The organism is Acinetobacter sp. R933-2 (assembly GCF_030325485.1).
In the GTDB taxonomy this organism is placed as follows: domain Bacteria; phylum Pseudomonadota; class Gammaproteobacteria; order Pseudomonadales; family Moraxellaceae; genus Acinetobacter; species Acinetobacter sichuanensis.
Genome location: NZ_JACAIJ010000025.1, coordinates 1 through 18,076 on the forward strand (window position 1 = coordinate 1; position 18,076 = coordinate 18,076).

Here is an 18,076-nt window from a genome sequence, read left to right on the forward strand (position 1 = left end):
GGTGACAACGTTGAAATGTCAGTAGAATTAATCCACCCAATCGCAATGGACCCAGGTCTACGTTTTGCGATCCGTGAAGGTGGTCGTACAGTTGGTGCTGGTGTAGTTGCTAAAGTAACTGCATAATCATTGATTGTGTAAAAAAGAGCGCTCCTTTGGGGCGCTTTTTTTATAATTAAAAAATAATTTAAAATCATGTTAAGTTTTTGATGTTATTTATTTAATTTTTTATTGATAATTTTTATGTTCTGTTTAATGAAAGTCATATTTTAATCATTGTACTGATGATTTTTCTTAGAGTTGTATTCTTTATGATTACTCCTTATGTCCCTAAGTGATATTTGTTTGACCTGATCAGCAATTATTTCAATTTGATAAAAACGTAATATAAAAATAAGAAAAAAAATCACAAAGGATTTAAGTGATCATTCACTTAATAGGAGTTGTTTTAATGAATGCTAAAGTTAATGTATCTAATCGTGCAGGTGCATCATTTCCAGTACGTCGTATGAATTTTAATTTTGATCATGTGCCAGAGTATTGGGCAAATAATTCTGCTGGTATTACCCATTTTATGACAGCATTATCAGCATTGTTTCCTGATGGTGAAAAGTTATTTATTGATTCAGTGCGAGCAGTTCGTTATCACCCAGCGATTAAAGATAATGATGCTTTACAAAAAGAGATTAGTGCTTTTATTGGGCAAGAAGCAATGCATACACAAGAGCATGTTGGGTTTAATGCTTCTGCACAAAAATATGGTCATGATGTCGCTAAATTTGAACGTGAAACAGGACGTTTGATTCAAGGTGCACGTAAATGGTTTGCACGTGCTGTAAAGCCTTTTGGTATGACACAAGAAATGGTTGATCTAACTGCAACTACAGCACTTGAGCATTTTACAGCAACAATTGCTTCAGAGTTATTAAGAAACCAACATATTCAAGCCCTGATGACAGATCCAACCATGTCTTATATGTGGTATTGGCATGCGGTAGAAGAAAATGAACATAAAGCGGTTGCTTATGATGTTTATGAAGGCGTATTTGGTAAGGGTTTAAAGGCTTATGCTTTACGTAATACCGCTTTAGTGATCGCAATGGCTTTAATTTTTACAGCTCAGTCTTCTTTTGTAATTCGTTTACTAAAAGAAGATGGCAAACTCAATATGAAAGAATTGGGTATGATTTATAAATATGCGTATAGCCCTTCAAAAGGAATTATTGCAGGTATGACCAAAGAGATGCTGGCATATTTTAAACCTAGTTTTCATCCTAATGATTTAGATACGGTTGAATTATTGGAAACTTGGAAAAATAAATTAGGTTTTTAACAGCTAAATTTAATTTTTAAAGAGGAAGGATCGAATTCTTCCTCTTTTTATTAGACTTCTAGATAGAAGTTCTTATAATTCGCTTTCCATTTCCAAAGATGATGAACGAAGATGATTCGTTTAATGCAACAGACAGATTTAAATGCTGTCTCAGAAATTGAAAATATTGTTCAATCGTACCCTTGGACAAAGCAGCAGTTTCAAGAATCTATACTCAGTTATCAAAGTACAGTTTTAGAAGCACAAGGACAGGTGGTGGGTTTTTGTATTTTGCAACCTGTTTTAGATGAAGCAAATCTTTTACTTATGGCAATTCATCCAAGTCAGCAGGGTAAAGGTTTCGGTTTTAAATTACTGGATCAATCTATTCAATTATTGAAAAATAAACCCGTGCAAATTTTCTTAGAAGTTCGTGAATCAAATACGGCAGCAATCGCTTTATATGAAAAATCCGATTTTCATCAGATAGATTTACGTAAAAATTATTATCCAAATAAAAATGGAACACGTGAACATGCCATTATTATGGTAAAAACATGTAGTGATGATTTTGCTACACTATTTAGGTGATTTTGAGTTTAATTTTTTTATTTAATAATAGGCTCATTCCACTCTGAAGGAAGGGTGGTCATGAGCATTTCACCCAGTTTGTTAATTTCATCTTGATCAAGATGTCTGCTGATACGACGCCATTGACCATCTAGTAATAATTCGAAGGGAGCATATTGAGATTTATAGTTCATTTTTGTAGAGTGCGGAACCCAATAGCCTAAGTATACATAGTCTAAATTTAAAGTTTTAACATATTCAATTTGTTTTAAAATAGCAAATACGCCTAAAGAACGACGACTTTCTTCTGGATCAAAAAAAGTATAGACAGCAGAAATCCCATCATCTAGCTGATCGCAAGTTGAGACACTAATGAGTTGTTCATCTTTCCATAGTTCTAAAAAGAAACTATCGCTGCAACTGTGAATAAGAAATTTTTCAAATTGATCGTAGCTCGGTGGAAACATGTCTCCATCCGCATGTCTTAAATTGATATAACGCTCATACAATTTATAATGTGTTATATTGGCATCTCGGGTAGATATAATTTTAACTGTTAAATCTTGGTTGCGTTTCCATGACTTTTTTTGTGCACTATTCATTTGAAATTCATGAACAGGTACGCGGCAAGATAAACATTGGCGGCATAAATGGCATTCAGGGCGATAAACAAAATCACCACTGCGACGGAAGCCTAAACGTGATAACTCAGATAAAGTCACAACATCTATGCGATGTGCAGGGTCTAAAAATACCATGCGCGCCGATTTTTCTGCCAAATAACTGCAACCATGAGGTGGTGTAATATAATACTGTAAGTCATTCAATAGGGACTTAGGGTGATATGAGTTCATCGTGATATATCCCTCCTCGTATTGTTCAAGACTATTCTTTTCAATCCATTAATTTTGCAATTTGCGCTATTGTTTTACTTGAAAATACACGTTCTTGATAACTTTTCCAATCTATAGGGGGGTGTTTAATTACATTTTGTAACGATTTTAGATAGTCTTGGCGAGAAAGTGTACATGCACCTAAGCTTAATAAGTGATCATTGACCAATTGGCAGTCAATCCAAGGAAGTTGATTTTCCTGTCCAATTAGCATCAGTGTGTAAAATGCCATTTTTGAGACATCGGTTTGTGTGCTAAACATTGATTCACCAAAGCAACCTTGACCAATTGTCACCCCATATAAGCCACCAACCAGTTTATCTTGATCCCAAACTTCAACACTATAGGCATAACCTTCTTGAAACAGCGCACAATAGCCTTGAATAATGTCCTCAGAAATCCAAGTTTCATTGGTATAACTACGTGGTAAGGAACATGAGCGAATGACTTGGGGAAAAGCTTGATTAATTGTAATTTTATAATCAAATTTTTTCATATTACGGAGTAAGGATTTACTCGGCTGATAATGATTTGGGCGAATAATGCATCGTGGTTCAGGACTCCACCAGCAAATCGGTTCTCCTTCTGAAAACCATGGAAATAGTCCATGTGTATATGCTTCAAATAAAGTAGATGGATTTAGATCAGCACCAATACAAATCAGTCCTTCACCTTCAGGATCGTATTCTAAAGGGTCTGGAAATTTAAATTTTGAAGGATTCAGCATAGGGATTAAATAAAAAAAGATCAGCTTTATATTAGCCGATCTTTTTGAGGGATGTCGTGCAGAAGTTATGCAAAAAGTTTCAATTGTTTGGCTATTTTGATGAGGTCTTGATCAAGGAAAATTTGGGCTTTATTTTGTAAAAGCGCTAGACTTTGTGCTTTATCAGTAATGGTTTCGCCTTTATCCAGAATAAACCAACCTAAATTATTTAATGCTTGTTGCGCATATTCAGCAAATTGTTTAGCTGTTTTTAAGCCATCAATGAAGTGCGCACGATAGAATAACTGCGTGAACTGATCAGCATTAAGACCAATACCCGAAATTGGGCAAGCTAAAACCTGATAGTTATTGTGAAAACTTGCCTGCTCTAAAATAAAGCGATTTAACTGATGAGCATGTTTGAGTGTTTCTTCTGAAACATCGGTTTGACAAGGCTGTGCTAAATTTAAATGACATAAAATAACAAGTGCATTTAAGATTTTTTCATAAGATTGATCTGGAAGTTTTTTCTCAATCGTTGCAATCGTTTGAGGTGCATAATTTGCTTCTTTGAAAAGTTTACCTAATGGTTCATAAACATCTGGAATTAAATTAAATTGACCTAAATATCCTGTGATGGTTTTAGGGAAATGTTCAGGTGCAACTAAGATTGCAAAAGGTGTATTTCTTAAGCGAGTCCGTGTTTCTAATGGACTTAGATTATTTTTACCACGAATAAATAAGTCTCTTCTAAACTGGGTATTGGTAAAATAGTCGCGGCATTGTTCTTTGAAAATAGGGTGTTCAATTTTATTTAAAAATTGCTGATGTTCTTCTGAAAAATTAATATTATCTAAATGCGCACTTAAATCGGTTGAACCTGCATAAGTGAGTTTTGTTTCTTCTAAGATGCGTACAACTTGTTGGAATGAAAAACATTGCCAGTCTTGGTTTAAATATTCATGAATTAAGTAATTTGGATTTTGCTGTTGTAAGTCTTGGACTTTTTTGATGGCATTAGGATTACGCTGCGCAAAATTAGGATTTTGATTTAACAGTGCTTCACTAAAAGCGAGAGAATCTTTGACTTTTTGAATAGGATTGGTGCTGACACTATTAAACTTAAAGTGGCTATGGAATAACTCACGGATTGGCATATTGGCTGCCCAGCCAGTAACACAGTTATAGCTGATATAGACAATACCGTTTGGTTTTAGATATTTACGAATAAACTTTAAAATAATATGCTGATTTTCATGACTGATCCAACTCCAAATACCATGTAAGCTGATCGAATCAAGCATTGGTAAATCTTTATTGAGGAGTTCTTCAAAGCTTGCGTCATAGAACTGATGACTGATCTGTGCTTGGTGAGCAAGCATAGTGGCATGAGCAGCGTGTGCTGGATTGAAGTCTGTACCTAGAAACTGACCTGATTCAGATGCAGCATGAATATTGAGACTAACACCTTGCCCAAAGCCTAATTCGCAATGTGTATGATCTTGGTTTTCGGTAGGACTATCAACGCCATTAAGTAAAAGGCAAAATTTTTGATAGTTTGGGCTTAAATCTTTGTAATAACCATAGGTGTAATTTACTTCTGTTTGATAGCCATCAGTCCAAGTTGTACTCATTTTTTATTCCTTAACTCTAGTTTTTCATCAGGTTAGTGTGGATCTTTATAATTTCCCTTGGCTAAGATGCTATAAGTGAAGCTAGGATTGCAATACAATTTTTTAAAAAAAAGTGGAAGGATCTCATGAAATTGAAATGATCTGATTAAATAATATAAAAAACCGCCATAAATGGCGGTTTTAAACTCAAAGACTAGATTTATTTCTCTAAACTATCTAAGTAGCGATCAGCATCTAATGCTGCCATACAGCCAGAACCTGCTGAGGTAATGGCTTGACGATATACGTCATCAGCAACGTCACCCGCAGCAAAAACACCTGCAACAGAAGTTGCTGTGGCATTGCCCGCAGTTCCACTATGAACTTGGATATAACCATTGCGTAGTTCAAGTTGACCTTCAAACATCGTTGTATTGGGTTTATGACCAATAGCGACAAACATACCTGTTACATCGATATCTTGAGTTGAGTCATCCTGAGTTGATTTGATACGTACAGCAGTTACACCAGACTGAGCATCACCAAGCACTTCTTCAACTGCATGGTTCCAAATGATACTGATTTTTCCTTCTTTTTCTTTTTCAAAGATATGATCTTGAAGAATTTTTTCAGAACGTAATTTATCGCGGCGATGAACCAAGGTCACATGCGAAGCAATATTAGATAAATAAAGTGCTTCTTCAACAGCAGTATTACCACCACCAACAACCATTACTTTTTGGTTTTTATAGAAGAAGCCATCACATGTTGCACAAGCACTTACACCTTGCCCCATATAGGCTTGCTCAGACTCTAAACCTAAATATTGAGCTGTTGCACCTGTTGCAATAATCAAAGCATCACAAGTGTACTCGTCCATATCACCCTTTAAAACAAATGGACGAACTTGAAGATCTACTTCATTAATATGATCATATAAAATTTCTGTACCAAAACGTTCAGCATGCGCTTGCATACGTTCCATCAGTGCAGGACCTGTTAAACCTTCAGGATCACCTGGCCAGTTGTCAACTTCAGTCGTTGTGGTTAACTGACCACCAAGCTGCATGCCTGCAATCAGCGTAGGCTTTAAGTTTGCACGTGCAGCATAAACAGCAGCACTATAGCCTGCTGGACCAGAACCTAAAATAATTAAACGTGAGTGACGAACGCTCATTCCTGTCATCCTTTTTATAGCAAAAATATCGAAACTGTTAAAATTATACGTGAAAGTTTATCGTCATGGGACTTGTTCAATGTCGATAATATTGATGATCTAAATCGAATTGAACCATATACCGAATATATACAAATAAGTTAACAACATACTGCAACAATCTTGCATCTTTTTTGCAAGAAGAGGTGCATAATATAAAGATTTCTTCTATGAAGAAAGTAATTCGCTTCACAAAAGTACATTAATGAATAATCGGTTACAGGACAATATATGACTGCGGTGTCGAGTGTTTATGCACAGCGCTTATTATTAACATTATTCTTGATTTCATTTGGGATTTATCTGTTTTTAGCAACAGTAACATATACCCCATTTGATCCAGGCTGGATGCATATTTCAAGTGACACACAACAAGTGTCAAACGCCAGTGGCGTAGCAGGTGCTTGGATAGCTGATTTGCTCTTTGGCTTTTTAGGATGGGCAAGCTTACTTATTCCTTTCTTTTTATTTGTTGAAGCGATCCAAGTGTGGTGGCCAAGAAGCTTTTTAAGTACGCCATTTCGTTATGCAGCACAATTTTTTATTTTGCTGACGACAGCAAGTTTATTGTACTTACTTTGGAATGTACCTGCTGATACTTTGGCAAATGCTTCAGGTGGAATCATCGGTTATGAGTTAGGCGAAAGTTTATCGCAATTACTCACCATTTATGGTGCAGGGGCTTTTTTATTCCTGTTTCTACTGATTCTGTTTACTTTGGCTTTTGGTATTCAATGGAATAAAACTTGGGCGATGATGAAAGCAACACCTGCTTATCTTCAAGATTTATTTTATAAAAATGTCCCTGAAAGCGAATCGGCTTATGATTTAACAGAACAACCAAAGTCTGTTGTTAAAAGTAAGAAAAAGCCTGTTGTAAATAATGCACCAGAACATACAGAAGTTGTTGCACAAATGAATGTGCCTAAGGCTGAAGCTTCTCGCCATGAACAAGCGGCTGAGCGTTTGTTTGACGATATGGTAAGTCAAGAGCGTCAAGGGCAACAAACTTTATTGGCTGAAAATGAAATTGATGATTTAGAGCTAGAAAAAACTTTAGAAAAAGCACGTCGCTTAAAACAAGAAACACAACAAACTGTTCCAACAGGAGAAGTTTGGAAAGCGTTAAATCAAAATGAAAAACAAGATCATAATCAAGAAATTGATGCATTATTGCGCGCATCCGAAGATGATCAATTAAATCATCAAAATAATCGGATTCATCCCGTTGTTCATACTGAACAAAATACAGCACCTTTAAAGCAAAATACGCATGATGAACATGATTTAGACTGGGATGATGACCAAGTTTTTGATGATTTGTTAGCTGTTGTGCCGAATGGGGGAGCAGCAACAGATGTGCATCGTCCATTTAGTCAAACAACTCAGCAAAATGAGCAGGTTGAACATGCCTCTGTTGTTCATAAAAAAATAGATAGTTTGGCTGATGAATTAGATGATTTAGCACAAATGGCAGATGAAACAACCATTGAACCACTTGTTGCTCGGACAACAAGTAGTTATGCTCAATCTACGCCTTTAGTGAAAGCAGAAATTCAAACTCATTTAATGAATTCAAGTGTTTCTGAAGAAGAAAAATCTCGAATAGCTGCTGATAAAGATGCATTTAGAGAGGCTTGGCAGGAAACAGCAGGTAAACCTGAGGATGATCCGCAGGGAGAGCTTGCATTTGATCTTGATGCTCCATTAACAGATGCCTTTGGTCGACCAATGTCGCGTGCTATGCAAGTCGCACAAAAACGACGTGATTTGCCAACATTACCTGGTTATGAGTTATTAGATAAAGTTGACCCTAATAAAAAAGTAAACTTCACGGCTGATCAATTAGCGCGTTTGTCAGAGTTGCTTGAAATTAAATTACAAGAATTTAACATCAAGTCAAAAGTGATAGAAGCACAACCAGGTCCTGTTGTTACACGTTTTGAATTAGATTTAGCACCAGGGGTAAAAGCATCTAAAGTCACCAATATTTCACGTGATTTGGCGCGTTCTATGTCAATGGCGTCAGTGCGTGTTGTTGAGGTTATTCCAGGTAAACCTTATATTGGCATTGAAGTACCAAATAGTTCTCGTGAAATGGTGCGCCTGATTGAGCTTTTAGAAACACCAGCATTTAAAGACCCAGCGGGTCTACTTTCAATGGCAATGGGTAAAGACATTTCAGGTAGTCCTGTTATTACCGATTTAGGCAAAGCACCACATATGTTGGTGGCTGGAACAACAGGTTCAGGTAAGTCTGTTGCTGTTAACTCCATGATTTTGTCAATGTTGTTGAAATATACACCAGATCAATTACGTTTAATTCTGATTGATCCAAAGCAATTAGAATTAGCAAACTATAATGATATTCCACATTTATTGACACCTGTAGTCACAGATATGAAAGATGCTGTGAGTGCATTGAACTGGTGTGTTAATGAAATGGAACGTCGTTATAAATTAATGTCATTCTTAAAAATTCGTAAATTAGCGGATTACAATCGTAAGGTTGAAGAAGCTATTGCCAATGGTGAAGATTTAATTGATCCAACATGGAAAGCTAGCGACTCAGCAACACAAGAACGCGCACCACGTTTGACGCCATTACCTTCAATCGTTATTGTTGCTGATGAATTTGCAGATATGATCATGCAAGTTGGTAAAAAAGCTGAAGAAATGATTACACGATTGGCACAAAAATCACGTGCTGCAGGAATTCATTTATTACTTGCTACACAGCGCCCTTCAGTTGATGTGATTACAGGTTTAATTAAAGCCAATATACCGACACGAGTTGCATTGCGTGTAAATAGTAAAATTGACTCACGAACAATTTTAGATGCAGGTGGTGCAGAAGACTTATTAGGTCATGGTGATATGCTGTTCTTAGGACCAGGTAAAATTGAGCCTGAGCGTGTACATGGGGCTTTTATTTCTGATGATGAAGTCAATAGAATTTGTGATGCTTGGCGTGAACGTGGCGAGCCAAATTATGTGGATGAAATTTTAACACCTTATGATGAAGAGCCAACATCAAAAGGCTTTGAAGATGGCGATGGTGATCCAAACCGTGATGCTTTATATGATCAGTGCGTCTCTTTTGTGCTAGAAACACGTAAAGTATCTGTTTCATCGCTACAGCGTAAATTTAGTTTGGGGTATAACCGTGCTGCACGTATTGTTGACCAGATGGAAGAACAGGGCATTGTGAGTGCAATGGGACCAAATGGAAAACGAGAAATTTTAGTTTGATTGAGTTTAACTTGAGATTGGCAATGAGTTTCGGCTCATTGCAATTTTGTAGCACACTTAGTGGCTAATTCAGCGAGATTTTTAATTTGAAATAAATCATTTTCAGTTCAAGATGTTCTTTCACCCAATAGGGGATCTCTCATGTTATTGGCATTAAGTACCTTAGTTTTTATCCATTTTTGTGCTTTAGTTACACCAGGTCCAGATTTTTTTATTGTTTCTCAAACTGCGATTAGTCGTTCTCGTACTCAAGCGATGTGTGTGGTATTGGGAATTACAGTTGCAGTATTGTTGTGGGCATTTTTTGCTTTAATGGGCTTAAATTATATTTTTGAAAAATTTGTTTGGTTTAAACATGTCATGTTGGTATTAGGTGGTATTTATTTATGCTGGCTAGGCTTTCAGTTATTAAAATCTGCATTTTCCAAGCAAAAAATAAATAGTCCAATCGTTGAAGTTGAATTACCTAAAAGCCATTTTAAGTTTTTTATGAAAGGTTTATTGACGAACTTATCTAATCCGAAAGCTGTCATTTACTTTGGTAGTGTTTTTTCTATGTTTCTTGCAAATCCTCAATTAGATCACATGCATGCAGTTTTATTGTTGATTGTTGGGGTAGAAACATTGATCTGGTTTGTTTTTGTAGCATTCATTTTTTCATTACCAAGTTTTAAAACTGCTTATCAACGTGCAGCAAAATGGATTGATGGTATATCTGGTGGATTATTTACTGCATTTGGATCTTATTTAATTATTAATAAATAATCATCAATCAATAATTGTAAATTTTGAGTGAAATGGTTTAAAAATTGATTTTTAGCTATAAAAAAACCTGCAAAATGTGCAGGTTTTTATACGTCATTGTAGATTAAGCAAATTTTGCTAAAACTTCTAAAAAGCCTTCTTTTTGACGTGGATATTGTGCAATCACATCATGAATACGTTGACCTTCAGGATTTGTTGCATTGATGTCACGACGATCTGCGATAAATTTATTTAATAAGCGTTCATAGTCAAAAGGACGCATGTGTTTAAAAGCATGATAAAGCACATGAAAGTCAGCATTGACACCTGCTGGAGGTAACTGATCTAAATAGGCAAAAACACGCTCGTCCGACCATTCCTCGTTGAACGTTGCTGGCTGTGAAAGTGCCATAACAGCATCTCCTTAAAATAAAAAATTGACATTCTTCAGTATTATAAAAAGCTTTTTAAGAACTACTTATAAGGAATACTGCAAAGGTTTTCTGAATTATGTCTAATAAAAAAGGCAAAAAATAAGGCAGAAAAAACAATTTAGCTCAATCTGCCCACTCGAAGCATACGCTTCTCGTCTTGAGACTGGGCAAATCCTTAAAACGATGTTTTAAGTTCGTTAATCCTGTCTCATATTTTGCCTTGAATCAATCTACTTGACTAATCAATTATGAAATTAACGTTCTTCAGGTAAATTGATATTCATTTCCAGCATTTCGATATTTGCTTCAGAGCGAACAGACATTTGAATATGTTGTTCGTCTACACCACGTACATAGCGATTGACAACTTGCATGATTTCTTTTTTCATTTGATCAATTTTATCTTGACTCAAACGTTTACCTAAACCTTGTTCAGATGCAACAATAACTTTTAAACGATCTTTCGCAGTTTGCGCACTTGAAGGCTTATCATCATTACTAAATAATTTACTCCAAAATCCTGCCATTATTACGCTCCAAATAATCTAGCTAACCAACCTTTAGGTTTAACAGTAATATGACGATATGGACGATCTTCACCTAAGAAACGTGCAACTAAGTCATCATAAGCTTGTCCTGCGCTTGCTTCTGTATAAAGAATAACAGGTTTACCTTCATTTGATGCTTGTAATACGCTTGGGCATTCAGGAATTACACCTAAAGTCGGAATACGTAAAATATCTTTAGAAATATCATCAATGGTTAGCATTTCTTGTTTATCAGCACGTTCTGGATTGAAACGAGTGATACATAAGTGTTTGCGAACACGTCCTTCATTATTTTCTATTTTCTTGGTTTTGCTGTCGAGCATACCAATAATACGGTCAGAATCTCGAACCGAAGAAATTTCAGGATTTGTCACAATAATTGCTTCATCTGCATGATACATTGCCAGAATAGCACCACGCTCAATACCTGCAGGTGAGTCACAGATAATGTAATCAAACTCTTGTGAAAGTTCATCCATGACACGTGCAACACCTTCATCGGTTAATGCATCTTTATCACGTGTTTGTGAAGCAGGTAAAATATAAAGATTTTCAATGTCTTTATCACGAATTAATGCTTGTTGTAAACGAGCTTCATTGTTTAAAACATTTACAAAGTCATAAACAACACGGCGTTCACAACCCATGATTAAGTCTAAGTTTCTCAAACCGACATCAAAATCGATCACAACAGTTTTATGACCACGAAGGGCTAATCCTGTTGCAAAAGATGCACTTGTTGTAGTTTTACCTACGCCGCCTTTGCCTGATGTAACGACAACAATTTTGGCCACCGAATCCACTCCTGTTATGGTCATTCATCCCCTTGATAAGGGAAGTTTATTATGGTGTTAATTTATACTTTAAAATTGCAGAACTGAAAACTCAAGTTCTTGCTGATCATTTAAGTAAATATGTACAGATTTTTTAAGGAATTCCGCTGGAATATCATCTGCTACGCAATATGTTCCTGCAATAGAAACCAGTTCAGCTTCTAAGGAATGACAAAAAATTCTTGCAGCGCTATTACCGCCTGCACCTGCGATGACTCTACCACGAACAATGCCGTAGATATGTATATTTCCTGAAGCAATAACCTCTGAGCCACTGTTAATACCTGCGGTGAGAATAATGTCACCATGGTCTTGTACTAAACATTGTCCTGTCCGCAAAATTTCATCATGATATGACGTAATATGCTGAATCGTTGTTTGTTGTTGTGTAACTTTAGCAGCTTGATCTGTGGTGTTTGTTGAATCCTTTGTTGGGGTTTCAACTGTTTGCTCTTTCGTTGCTTTGATCCGTTGCAAAGGGCGGTCAGCAGGTAAAATTGGAAATTGAATGGCGCGAGCTTGTTCTTCTAAAATGCCATCAATAACACCCATTGGTTGTAGATCTAGACTAATTAAAAGCTGGATTAGTGCGATAAGCTCCTGTTCAACTGTACTGTCGAGAATCACTAAAGCCCCTTGGTAAGAGGTTTCATTCATCATTGCTGCAAGTTGCTGGCGGATGGCATTATGATCATTTGTATCAAAGGTTAATCGGGTAAAATTAACCATTCTGCCCGTAATCCGTATATCAGCCATAATTATTCCTTACAGGTGTTGTCACCTGAAAATTATAGAGAAAGTCAATTTGTCGAAACTGCACAAATGCTAGAACAAATTGACTGATTTCACTAGCAAAGATACAAATATTTGCATTGATTTGTTCAATCTTTGAATCACTTAGTCTTTGCTTTGATCGTATTTTTCTAGTTCGATTTGCCACTGCTTGATTTTGACTTGTTTGCGCAAGGATTCAAGGCTCTCATAGACCACAGATTCGACCAATTCTTCAAGTTTTTTATTTTCAATATTGAGCTGACTGACTTTATCTGAAATGAGTGTATAAATTTGATTTGGTTGAGTGTGGCTACCTTCTGTTAATGGGTCAATTAAACCATGCGTAATATTTTCACCGAGTTGTTGCCCAATATTTTGAATTTGATTTTCGATCATGCTACCTGCAATAGGAATAAGCCTTAAAAGCTGAGTCAGTTGAGGTGTATCTTCAATTGCTTTTTTGACAATGTGCCCAACATGATCTGCAATGAGGTTTTGTTGTGCTTTGAGTTCATTGGCTAAAGCATCTTGTAAAATTTCAGCCAAGGCTTGCGCAAAAATATCGCGATGATGATCAACTAAGTCATGAATAATTTTTTTGTGACTAGAGCTCGTATCAAGTTCATATTTAATACCATCAATCACAGATACAACAACACGGTCAGAGATTTCTTCCATCACAACCCGATAATAAAACAATACTTTTTTCATAATATTGTCAGGAATAACTTTATAGCCGAGTTCATGTAAACGATAGGCAATAATTCCTGCACGTATTAAACGTAAAAAACGTAAATAAGGAATGATGGCTAAAATTTCGTACCAGTGAACAAAAGGAAAAAAGAACCAACGTTGATGATGTTTATAAATAATCGCAATCAACCAACGTACAGCTAATTCAACGACTAAAAATAAAATAAACCATCCTTCAGTTTTAATGACCCAAGGATGTAGGTCTGATTTATAAAAGGCTAAAACTTGAGGTAAATGGATTTCATCGAAAAATAACTGACCAAAGCTACTCATTAAAAAAACATTGGCGCAGAGACAAAAAAGGTTAAACACAATGATCGCCATCATCAAGATGTCATAAACCAGAAAAAGTCTCCAACCTAAAGTGTTGTGATTTTCTGGGCGAATACTTTTTTGCTGCGCCATAGTATGGTCTGTCATGAGAGTCCTAATTGTTATTGTATAATTTTAATTTTGGTACTGTTGTTTCATGTGCGTAATAAGTTGATCTTTTTCTTGCCACAAATCATCAATCCATTGTTGAAATTTAGCACGATATTCAGCATCTTCTTCATAATCACCTTGTAAAACCCAATCAGGTAGATCAATTTTACGCAGATTTACCGCAATTCGTGGTACTTCACCTAGCCAAAATTCGCCATAACCTGGCACGCCATCGGGATAAACAATGGTCATATCAACAAGGGCGTCGATTTGATCGCCTAAAATATTTAAAGCGAGTGCCATGCCTCCTGCTTTTGGTTTAAGTAAATTGCGATAAGGTGATTGTTGTTGTTGCTGTTTTTCTACTGTAAAACGTGTGCCTTCAAGATAGTTTAATAAAGTAAAAGGCTGACTCAATAGTTGTTCACATGCTTTACGTGCTTCATCTAAGTCTTGATGTTTCAATGCTGGATTTTTTGCAATCTGAGCTTTGGTATGGCGTTTCATCATTGGAAAGCCTAAAATTTTAAAGGCTTGCCCCACAAATGGAATAAAAATAAGTTCCCATTTGGTAAAAAAGCGGGTGAGTGGCATACGAGTAAGACCAAAATATTGATTGACTGTGGTGTCTACCCAGCTTTGATGGTTACAAGTCATTAAATAACGACCTTGCATATTTAAGTCTAAATTTTCATCTACTGTAATGTCCCAGTGTGTTTCAGGAAGCACATGATCAATTAACCAATTATTTACACTCAGCCAGCTATTTGTAATATGGATATTGGTCTCATCGACTTTGGCAGACTTTTTAAATAGCTTTGTTAAGCCAAGAGCCAGTACAGGAGGACCATGAAAAAAGGTACTTCCTGTAATCACAGAACCCACAGTCAAACCTTTGGTAATTTTTTTTAAAATAGATTGCTTCTGTTGTTGAGATGACATAAAAAAGTCCTAAAAAAGAATTTAATTTGATCACAGTTGTTTTTAAATATAGTCTTTGTTTATTGAATTAAAAAGTCTCAAAAGCTAACTATGTATAAATTATGATGAAGTAACCTCAAAATACTCATTTATTTATTTCAAAATGTAACGATTTCGGATATTTTTAACAAAATGTCAATGGTTTAAGCGCATAATTTAAATCATTATTTCATTCATAGAAAAACACAAACCTTGGAGGCATGTAATGCGTGCACTTGTAATTTCAGCGGTAGTAGGGGCTTTGGCACTATCTGGTTGTCAAAACATGGAATATGACAAAGCAGCAATCGGTACAGGCTTAGGTGCATTATTAGGCGCTGGTATTGCTTATTCAAATGCCGATAAAGATAAAATGGGTCAAGCTGCTGCAATCGGTGCTGTAGTGGGTGCGGGTGCAGGTGCGCTTCTTGACCGTAAAGAAAAACGTTTACGTGAAGAATTAGCGGGTACAGGTGTTGATGTAAACCGTAATCCAGATGGTTCTATTAACATGGTAATGCCGAGCGTAACATTTGCGTCAAGCTCTGCAACGATTCAACCACGTTTCCAAACAGCATTAAACGATGTTGCAAAAGTATTACGTGAAGATGGTACAGGTGGTAAATTAGCGCTTGTTATTCATGGCCATACAGACAATACAGGTAATGACGGTATCAATATTCCATTGTCTCAAAACCGTGCAAACTCTGTATTGAACTATCTTGCAACTCAAGGTATTTCAGCATCTCGCATGACAGCTAAAGGTTATGGTTCAACTTCTCCAATCGCTGATAACTCAACACCTGCGGGTCGTGAACAAAACCGTCGTGTAGAAATTACAGTATATGAAACTAAATAATTTTTAGTTTTCATAGGTATAAAAAAACCACCGAAAGGTGGTTTTTTTATTTTGTAATTGTTGTATTGAAAATTTCATTAAACGTTAGGCAAGTTCTGTTTTGATGACTATAATCTAGCGCGAAGTTTGTAGAGGATGAACAATGTCAAAAGCAAGTCAGTTGAATGACAAGCAACTTGAAGCCATGAAATATACTCAAGGACCCTTGTTAGTACTTGCAGGAGCGGGTTCAGGTAAAACTTCCGTGATTACCCGTAAAGTGGCTTATTTAGTCCAACAATGTGGAATTCCTGCACACCGTATCACGGCAATGACCTTTACCAATAAAGCTGCACGTGAAATGAAAGAGCGTGTGAGTAAATTACTCTCTAAAGAGGAAGCAAAAGGCTTATCTGTTTCAACTTTCCATACCTTTGGTTTAAATTTATTACGCTTAGAACTTAAAAATACACCATTAAAAAATAACTTTTCAATTTTAGATGCAGACGACTGTAAACGTATTTTAATGGATTTGATGCATCGAGATAACTTATCAGGTGCGGAGAGTAAAGACCTGATTGCTAAGGCAATGAAAAAGATTTCAGATTGGAAAAATGATCTGATTTTACCAGAGCAAGCGCATAGTACTTGTGAAACACCTGAAGACGTACAATTTGCACATTTATATCAACTCTATGAGCGTAATTTACGCGCTTATAATGCAGTAGATTTTGATGATTTGATCGTCATGCCAACACGTTTATTGCAAGACAATGCAGAAGTACGTGATCGTTGGCAAAATCGAGTACGTTATTTATTGGTCGATGAATATCAAGATACCAATACTGCACAGTATATTTTGGTTAAGCTCTTGGTTGGCGTGATGGGGCAATTCACAGCCGTAGGTGATGATGACCAATCGATTTATGCATGGCGTGGAGCAAAGCCTGAAAATATGGCATTGCTGAAAGATGATTTTCGTAATTTAAAAGTGATTAAACTTGAACAAAATTATCGTTCAACCAGTCGTATTTTAAAAGCAGCGAACCATGTGATTGAGAATAATCCGCATATATTTGACAAAAAATTGTGGAGTGATAAAGGTCATGGTGAAGTGATTCGTGTGATTACGTGTCGTAATGATGATGATGAATCAGAACGTGTAGTCAAAGACTTATTAACACATAAATTAATGAATGGTAAAAACTGGAAAGACTATGCTGTGTTATATCGCGGCAACTTCCAAGCACGTGTCTTAGAAACACAGCTTCGCCAGATGCAAATTCCATATAAATTATCAGGTGGACAGTCCTTTTTCGCACGCGCAGAAATCAAGGATGTGATGAGTTATCTGCGAGTTATTATTAATCCTGAAGATGACAGTGCATTTTTACGTATTATTAATACACCTAAACGGGCAATTGGTCCTGTAACATTGGAAAAATTGGGTTTGTTTGCTCAAGAAAATAATCTTTCTTTATTGGCAGCAGCAAGTGATCAGCGCCTTTTGATGGTGATGCCGAAAAAAGCAACCACACAATTGGCTGAATTTTCTGGTTTTATTGCAGATTTTACTCGTGAGTTATTAGACGATGATGAGCCTGTGCCTAAAATACGCCAAATGATGATGGAAGCAGGTTATATTGATTATTTACGTGAAACGGCAGCAACACCCGCACAGGAAAAAACCAAACTTGATAATGTAGAAATGCTCTACAGCAGTATTCAAAGTTTGATTAATCGTGCTGAAGATGTGGACGAAAAAAATATCGAAAGTGTGATTCGTAAAATGGTGTTGCTTGATATGCTTGAGCAGCAACAAGAAGAAGAAGACACAGATAAAGTCAATCTATTGACTTTGCATGCATCAAAAGGCTTAGAATTTCCATTTGTTTATATCATGGGTTTAGAGGAAGAGCTTCTTCCACATAAAAACTCGATTGCTGCAGAAACCATTGAAGAAGAGCGTCGCTTGATGTATGTGGGCATTACCCGTGCACAGCAAGGCTTGACCTTGACTTTGGCAGAGCAACGAAAAAATGGTGGACAAATGAAGCAAATGACACCAAGTCGTTTCTTAGATGAGTTGCCACAAGATGAGTTAGATTGGTTGGGTCGTAAGAAAAAATTGGCTGAAAATATCGACCCGAAACTACAGGCACAGCATTATTTACAAAATTTAAAAGCGCTATTAAAACGCTAATTCA

The 18,076-nt window shown here is 36.3% G+C and carries 17 protein-coding genes; 7 read left to right on the forward strand and 10 right to left on the reverse strand.

The window, feature by feature from the left end:
• The 3 genes from HX005_RS18425 to rimI form a co-directional block, all read left to right on the forward strand.
• The coding region (locus HX005_RS18425; protein ID WP_075192013.1) for an EF-Tu C-terminal domain-related protein at positions 1 to 126 on the forward strand (126 nt) is incomplete at its 5' end.
• Positions 127 to 451: 325 nt separating this feature from the next.
• Positions 452 to 1,333 (forward strand): metal-dependent hydrolase, encoded by an 882-nt coding sequence (locus HX005_RS18430; protein WP_286378468.1) that lies wholly within the window; start codon positions 452 to 454, stop codon positions 1,331 to 1,333.
• Between the two features lie 111 nt (positions 1,334 to 1,444).
• The gene (gene rimI / locus HX005_RS18435) at positions 1,445 to 1,903 is read left to right on the forward strand and encodes a ribosomal protein S18-alanine N-acetyltransferase (RefSeq protein ID WP_286378469.1); all 459 of its coding nucleotides are present in this window, start codon (positions 1,445 to 1,447) and stop codon (positions 1,901 to 1,903) included.
• Positions 1,904 to 1,920: 17 nt separating this feature from the next.
• On the opposite strand, the gene HX005_RS18440 is transcribed toward rimI, so the two are convergent.
• The 4 genes from HX005_RS18440 to trxB all read right to left on the reverse strand — a co-directional run bounded on the left by HX005_RS18440 (position 1,921) and on the right by trxB (position 6,271).
• Positions 1,921 to 2,736: an arginyltransferase gene (locus tag HX005_RS18440; protein WP_286378470.1), complete on the reverse strand. Its 816-nt coding sequence runs from the start codon at positions 2,734 to 2,736 to the stop codon at positions 1,921 to 1,923.
• A gap of 40 nt (positions 2,737 to 2,776) precedes the next feature.
• Positions 2,777 to 3,502: a leucyl/phenylalanyl-tRNA--protein transferase gene (gene aat, locus HX005_RS18445; protein ID WP_286378471.1), complete on the reverse strand. Its 726-nt coding sequence runs from the start codon at positions 3,500 to 3,502 to the stop codon at positions 2,777 to 2,779.
• A gap of 65 nt (positions 3,503 to 3,567) precedes the next feature.
• Entirely contained in the window at positions 3,568 to 5,115 is a 1,548-nt protein-coding gene (locus HX005_RS18450; protein ID WP_107008266.1) for a methyltransferase regulatory domain-containing protein, read from the reverse strand.
• Between the two features lie 199 nt (positions 5,116 to 5,314).
• Complete coding sequence (trxB, locus tag HX005_RS18455; protein WP_107008265.1) at positions 5,315 to 6,271, reverse strand: thioredoxin-disulfide reductase; 957 nt, start codon at positions 6,269 to 6,271, stop codon at positions 5,315 to 5,317.
• Positions 6,272 to 6,541: 270 nt separating this feature from the next.
• Between trxB and HX005_RS18460 the strand changes: the two genes are divergently transcribed.
• Together HX005_RS18460 and HX005_RS18465 are read left to right on the forward strand one after the other, a co-directional pair.
• Positions 6,542 to 9,562: a DNA translocase FtsK gene (locus tag HX005_RS18460; RefSeq protein WP_286378472.1), complete on the forward strand. Its 3,021-nt coding sequence runs from the start codon at positions 6,542 to 6,544 to the stop codon at positions 9,560 to 9,562.
• A 141-nt stretch (positions 9,563 to 9,703) separates the two neighbouring features.
• Positions 9,704 to 10,327, forward strand: coding sequence for a LysE family transporter (locus HX005_RS18465; RefSeq protein ID WP_107008263.1), 624 nt, complete (start codon positions 9,704 to 9,706; stop codon positions 10,325 to 10,327).
• A gap of 103 nt (positions 10,328 to 10,430) precedes the next feature.
• On the opposite strand, the gene HX005_RS18470 is transcribed toward HX005_RS18465, so the two are convergent.
• The 6 genes from HX005_RS18470 to yihG all read right to left on the reverse strand — a co-directional run bounded on the left by HX005_RS18470 (position 10,431) and on the right by yihG (position 15,013).
• A complete protein-coding gene (locus HX005_RS18470; RefSeq protein WP_286378473.1) occupies positions 10,431 to 10,718 on the reverse strand; it encodes a PA4642 family protein in 288 nt (95 codons plus the stop codon).
• A gap of 276 nt (positions 10,719 to 10,994) precedes the next feature.
• Positions 10,995 to 11,267 (reverse strand): cell division topological specificity factor MinE, encoded by a 273-nt coding sequence (gene minE, locus HX005_RS18475; protein ID WP_004648029.1) that lies wholly within the window; start codon positions 11,265 to 11,267, stop codon positions 10,995 to 10,997.
• 2 nt (positions 11,268 to 11,269) lie between these two features.
• Positions 11,270 to 12,082, reverse strand: coding sequence for a septum site-determining protein MinD (gene minD / locus HX005_RS18480; RefSeq protein WP_107008261.1), 813 nt, complete (start codon positions 12,080 to 12,082; stop codon positions 11,270 to 11,272).
• 69 nt (positions 12,083 to 12,151) lie between these two features.
• A complete protein-coding gene (gene minC, locus HX005_RS18485; protein WP_107008260.1) occupies positions 12,152 to 12,877 on the reverse strand; it encodes a septum site-determining protein MinC in 726 nt (241 codons plus the stop codon).
• Between the two features lie 141 nt (positions 12,878 to 13,018).
• Positions 13,019 to 14,053, reverse strand: coding sequence for a preprotein translocase subunit SecA (locus HX005_RS18490; protein ID WP_373431850.1), 1,035 nt, complete (start codon positions 14,051 to 14,053; stop codon positions 13,019 to 13,021).
• A gap of 42 nt (positions 14,054 to 14,095) precedes the next feature.
• A complete protein-coding gene (yihG, locus tag HX005_RS18495) occupies positions 14,096 to 15,013 on the reverse strand; it encodes a 1-acylglycerol-3-phosphate O-acyltransferase, YihG family (protein ID WP_107008258.1) in 918 nt (305 codons plus the stop codon).
• 244 nt (positions 15,014 to 15,257) lie between these two features.
• Here yihG and HX005_RS18500 point away from each other — a divergent pair, with 244 nt between their 5' ends.
• Both HX005_RS18500 and HX005_RS18505 read left to right on the forward strand, forming a co-directional pair.
• Positions 15,258 to 15,890: a YiaD family glycine zipper/OmpA-like lipoprotein gene (locus tag HX005_RS18500; protein WP_286378474.1), complete on the forward strand. Its 633-nt coding sequence runs from the start codon at positions 15,258 to 15,260 to the stop codon at positions 15,888 to 15,890.
• A 142-nt stretch (positions 15,891 to 16,032) separates the two neighbouring features.
• Complete coding sequence (locus HX005_RS18505) at positions 16,033 to 18,072, forward strand: UvrD-helicase domain-containing protein (RefSeq protein ID WP_107008256.1); 2,040 nt, start codon at positions 16,033 to 16,035, stop codon at positions 18,070 to 18,072.
• Positions 18,073 to 18,076 lie beyond the last annotated feature (4 nt).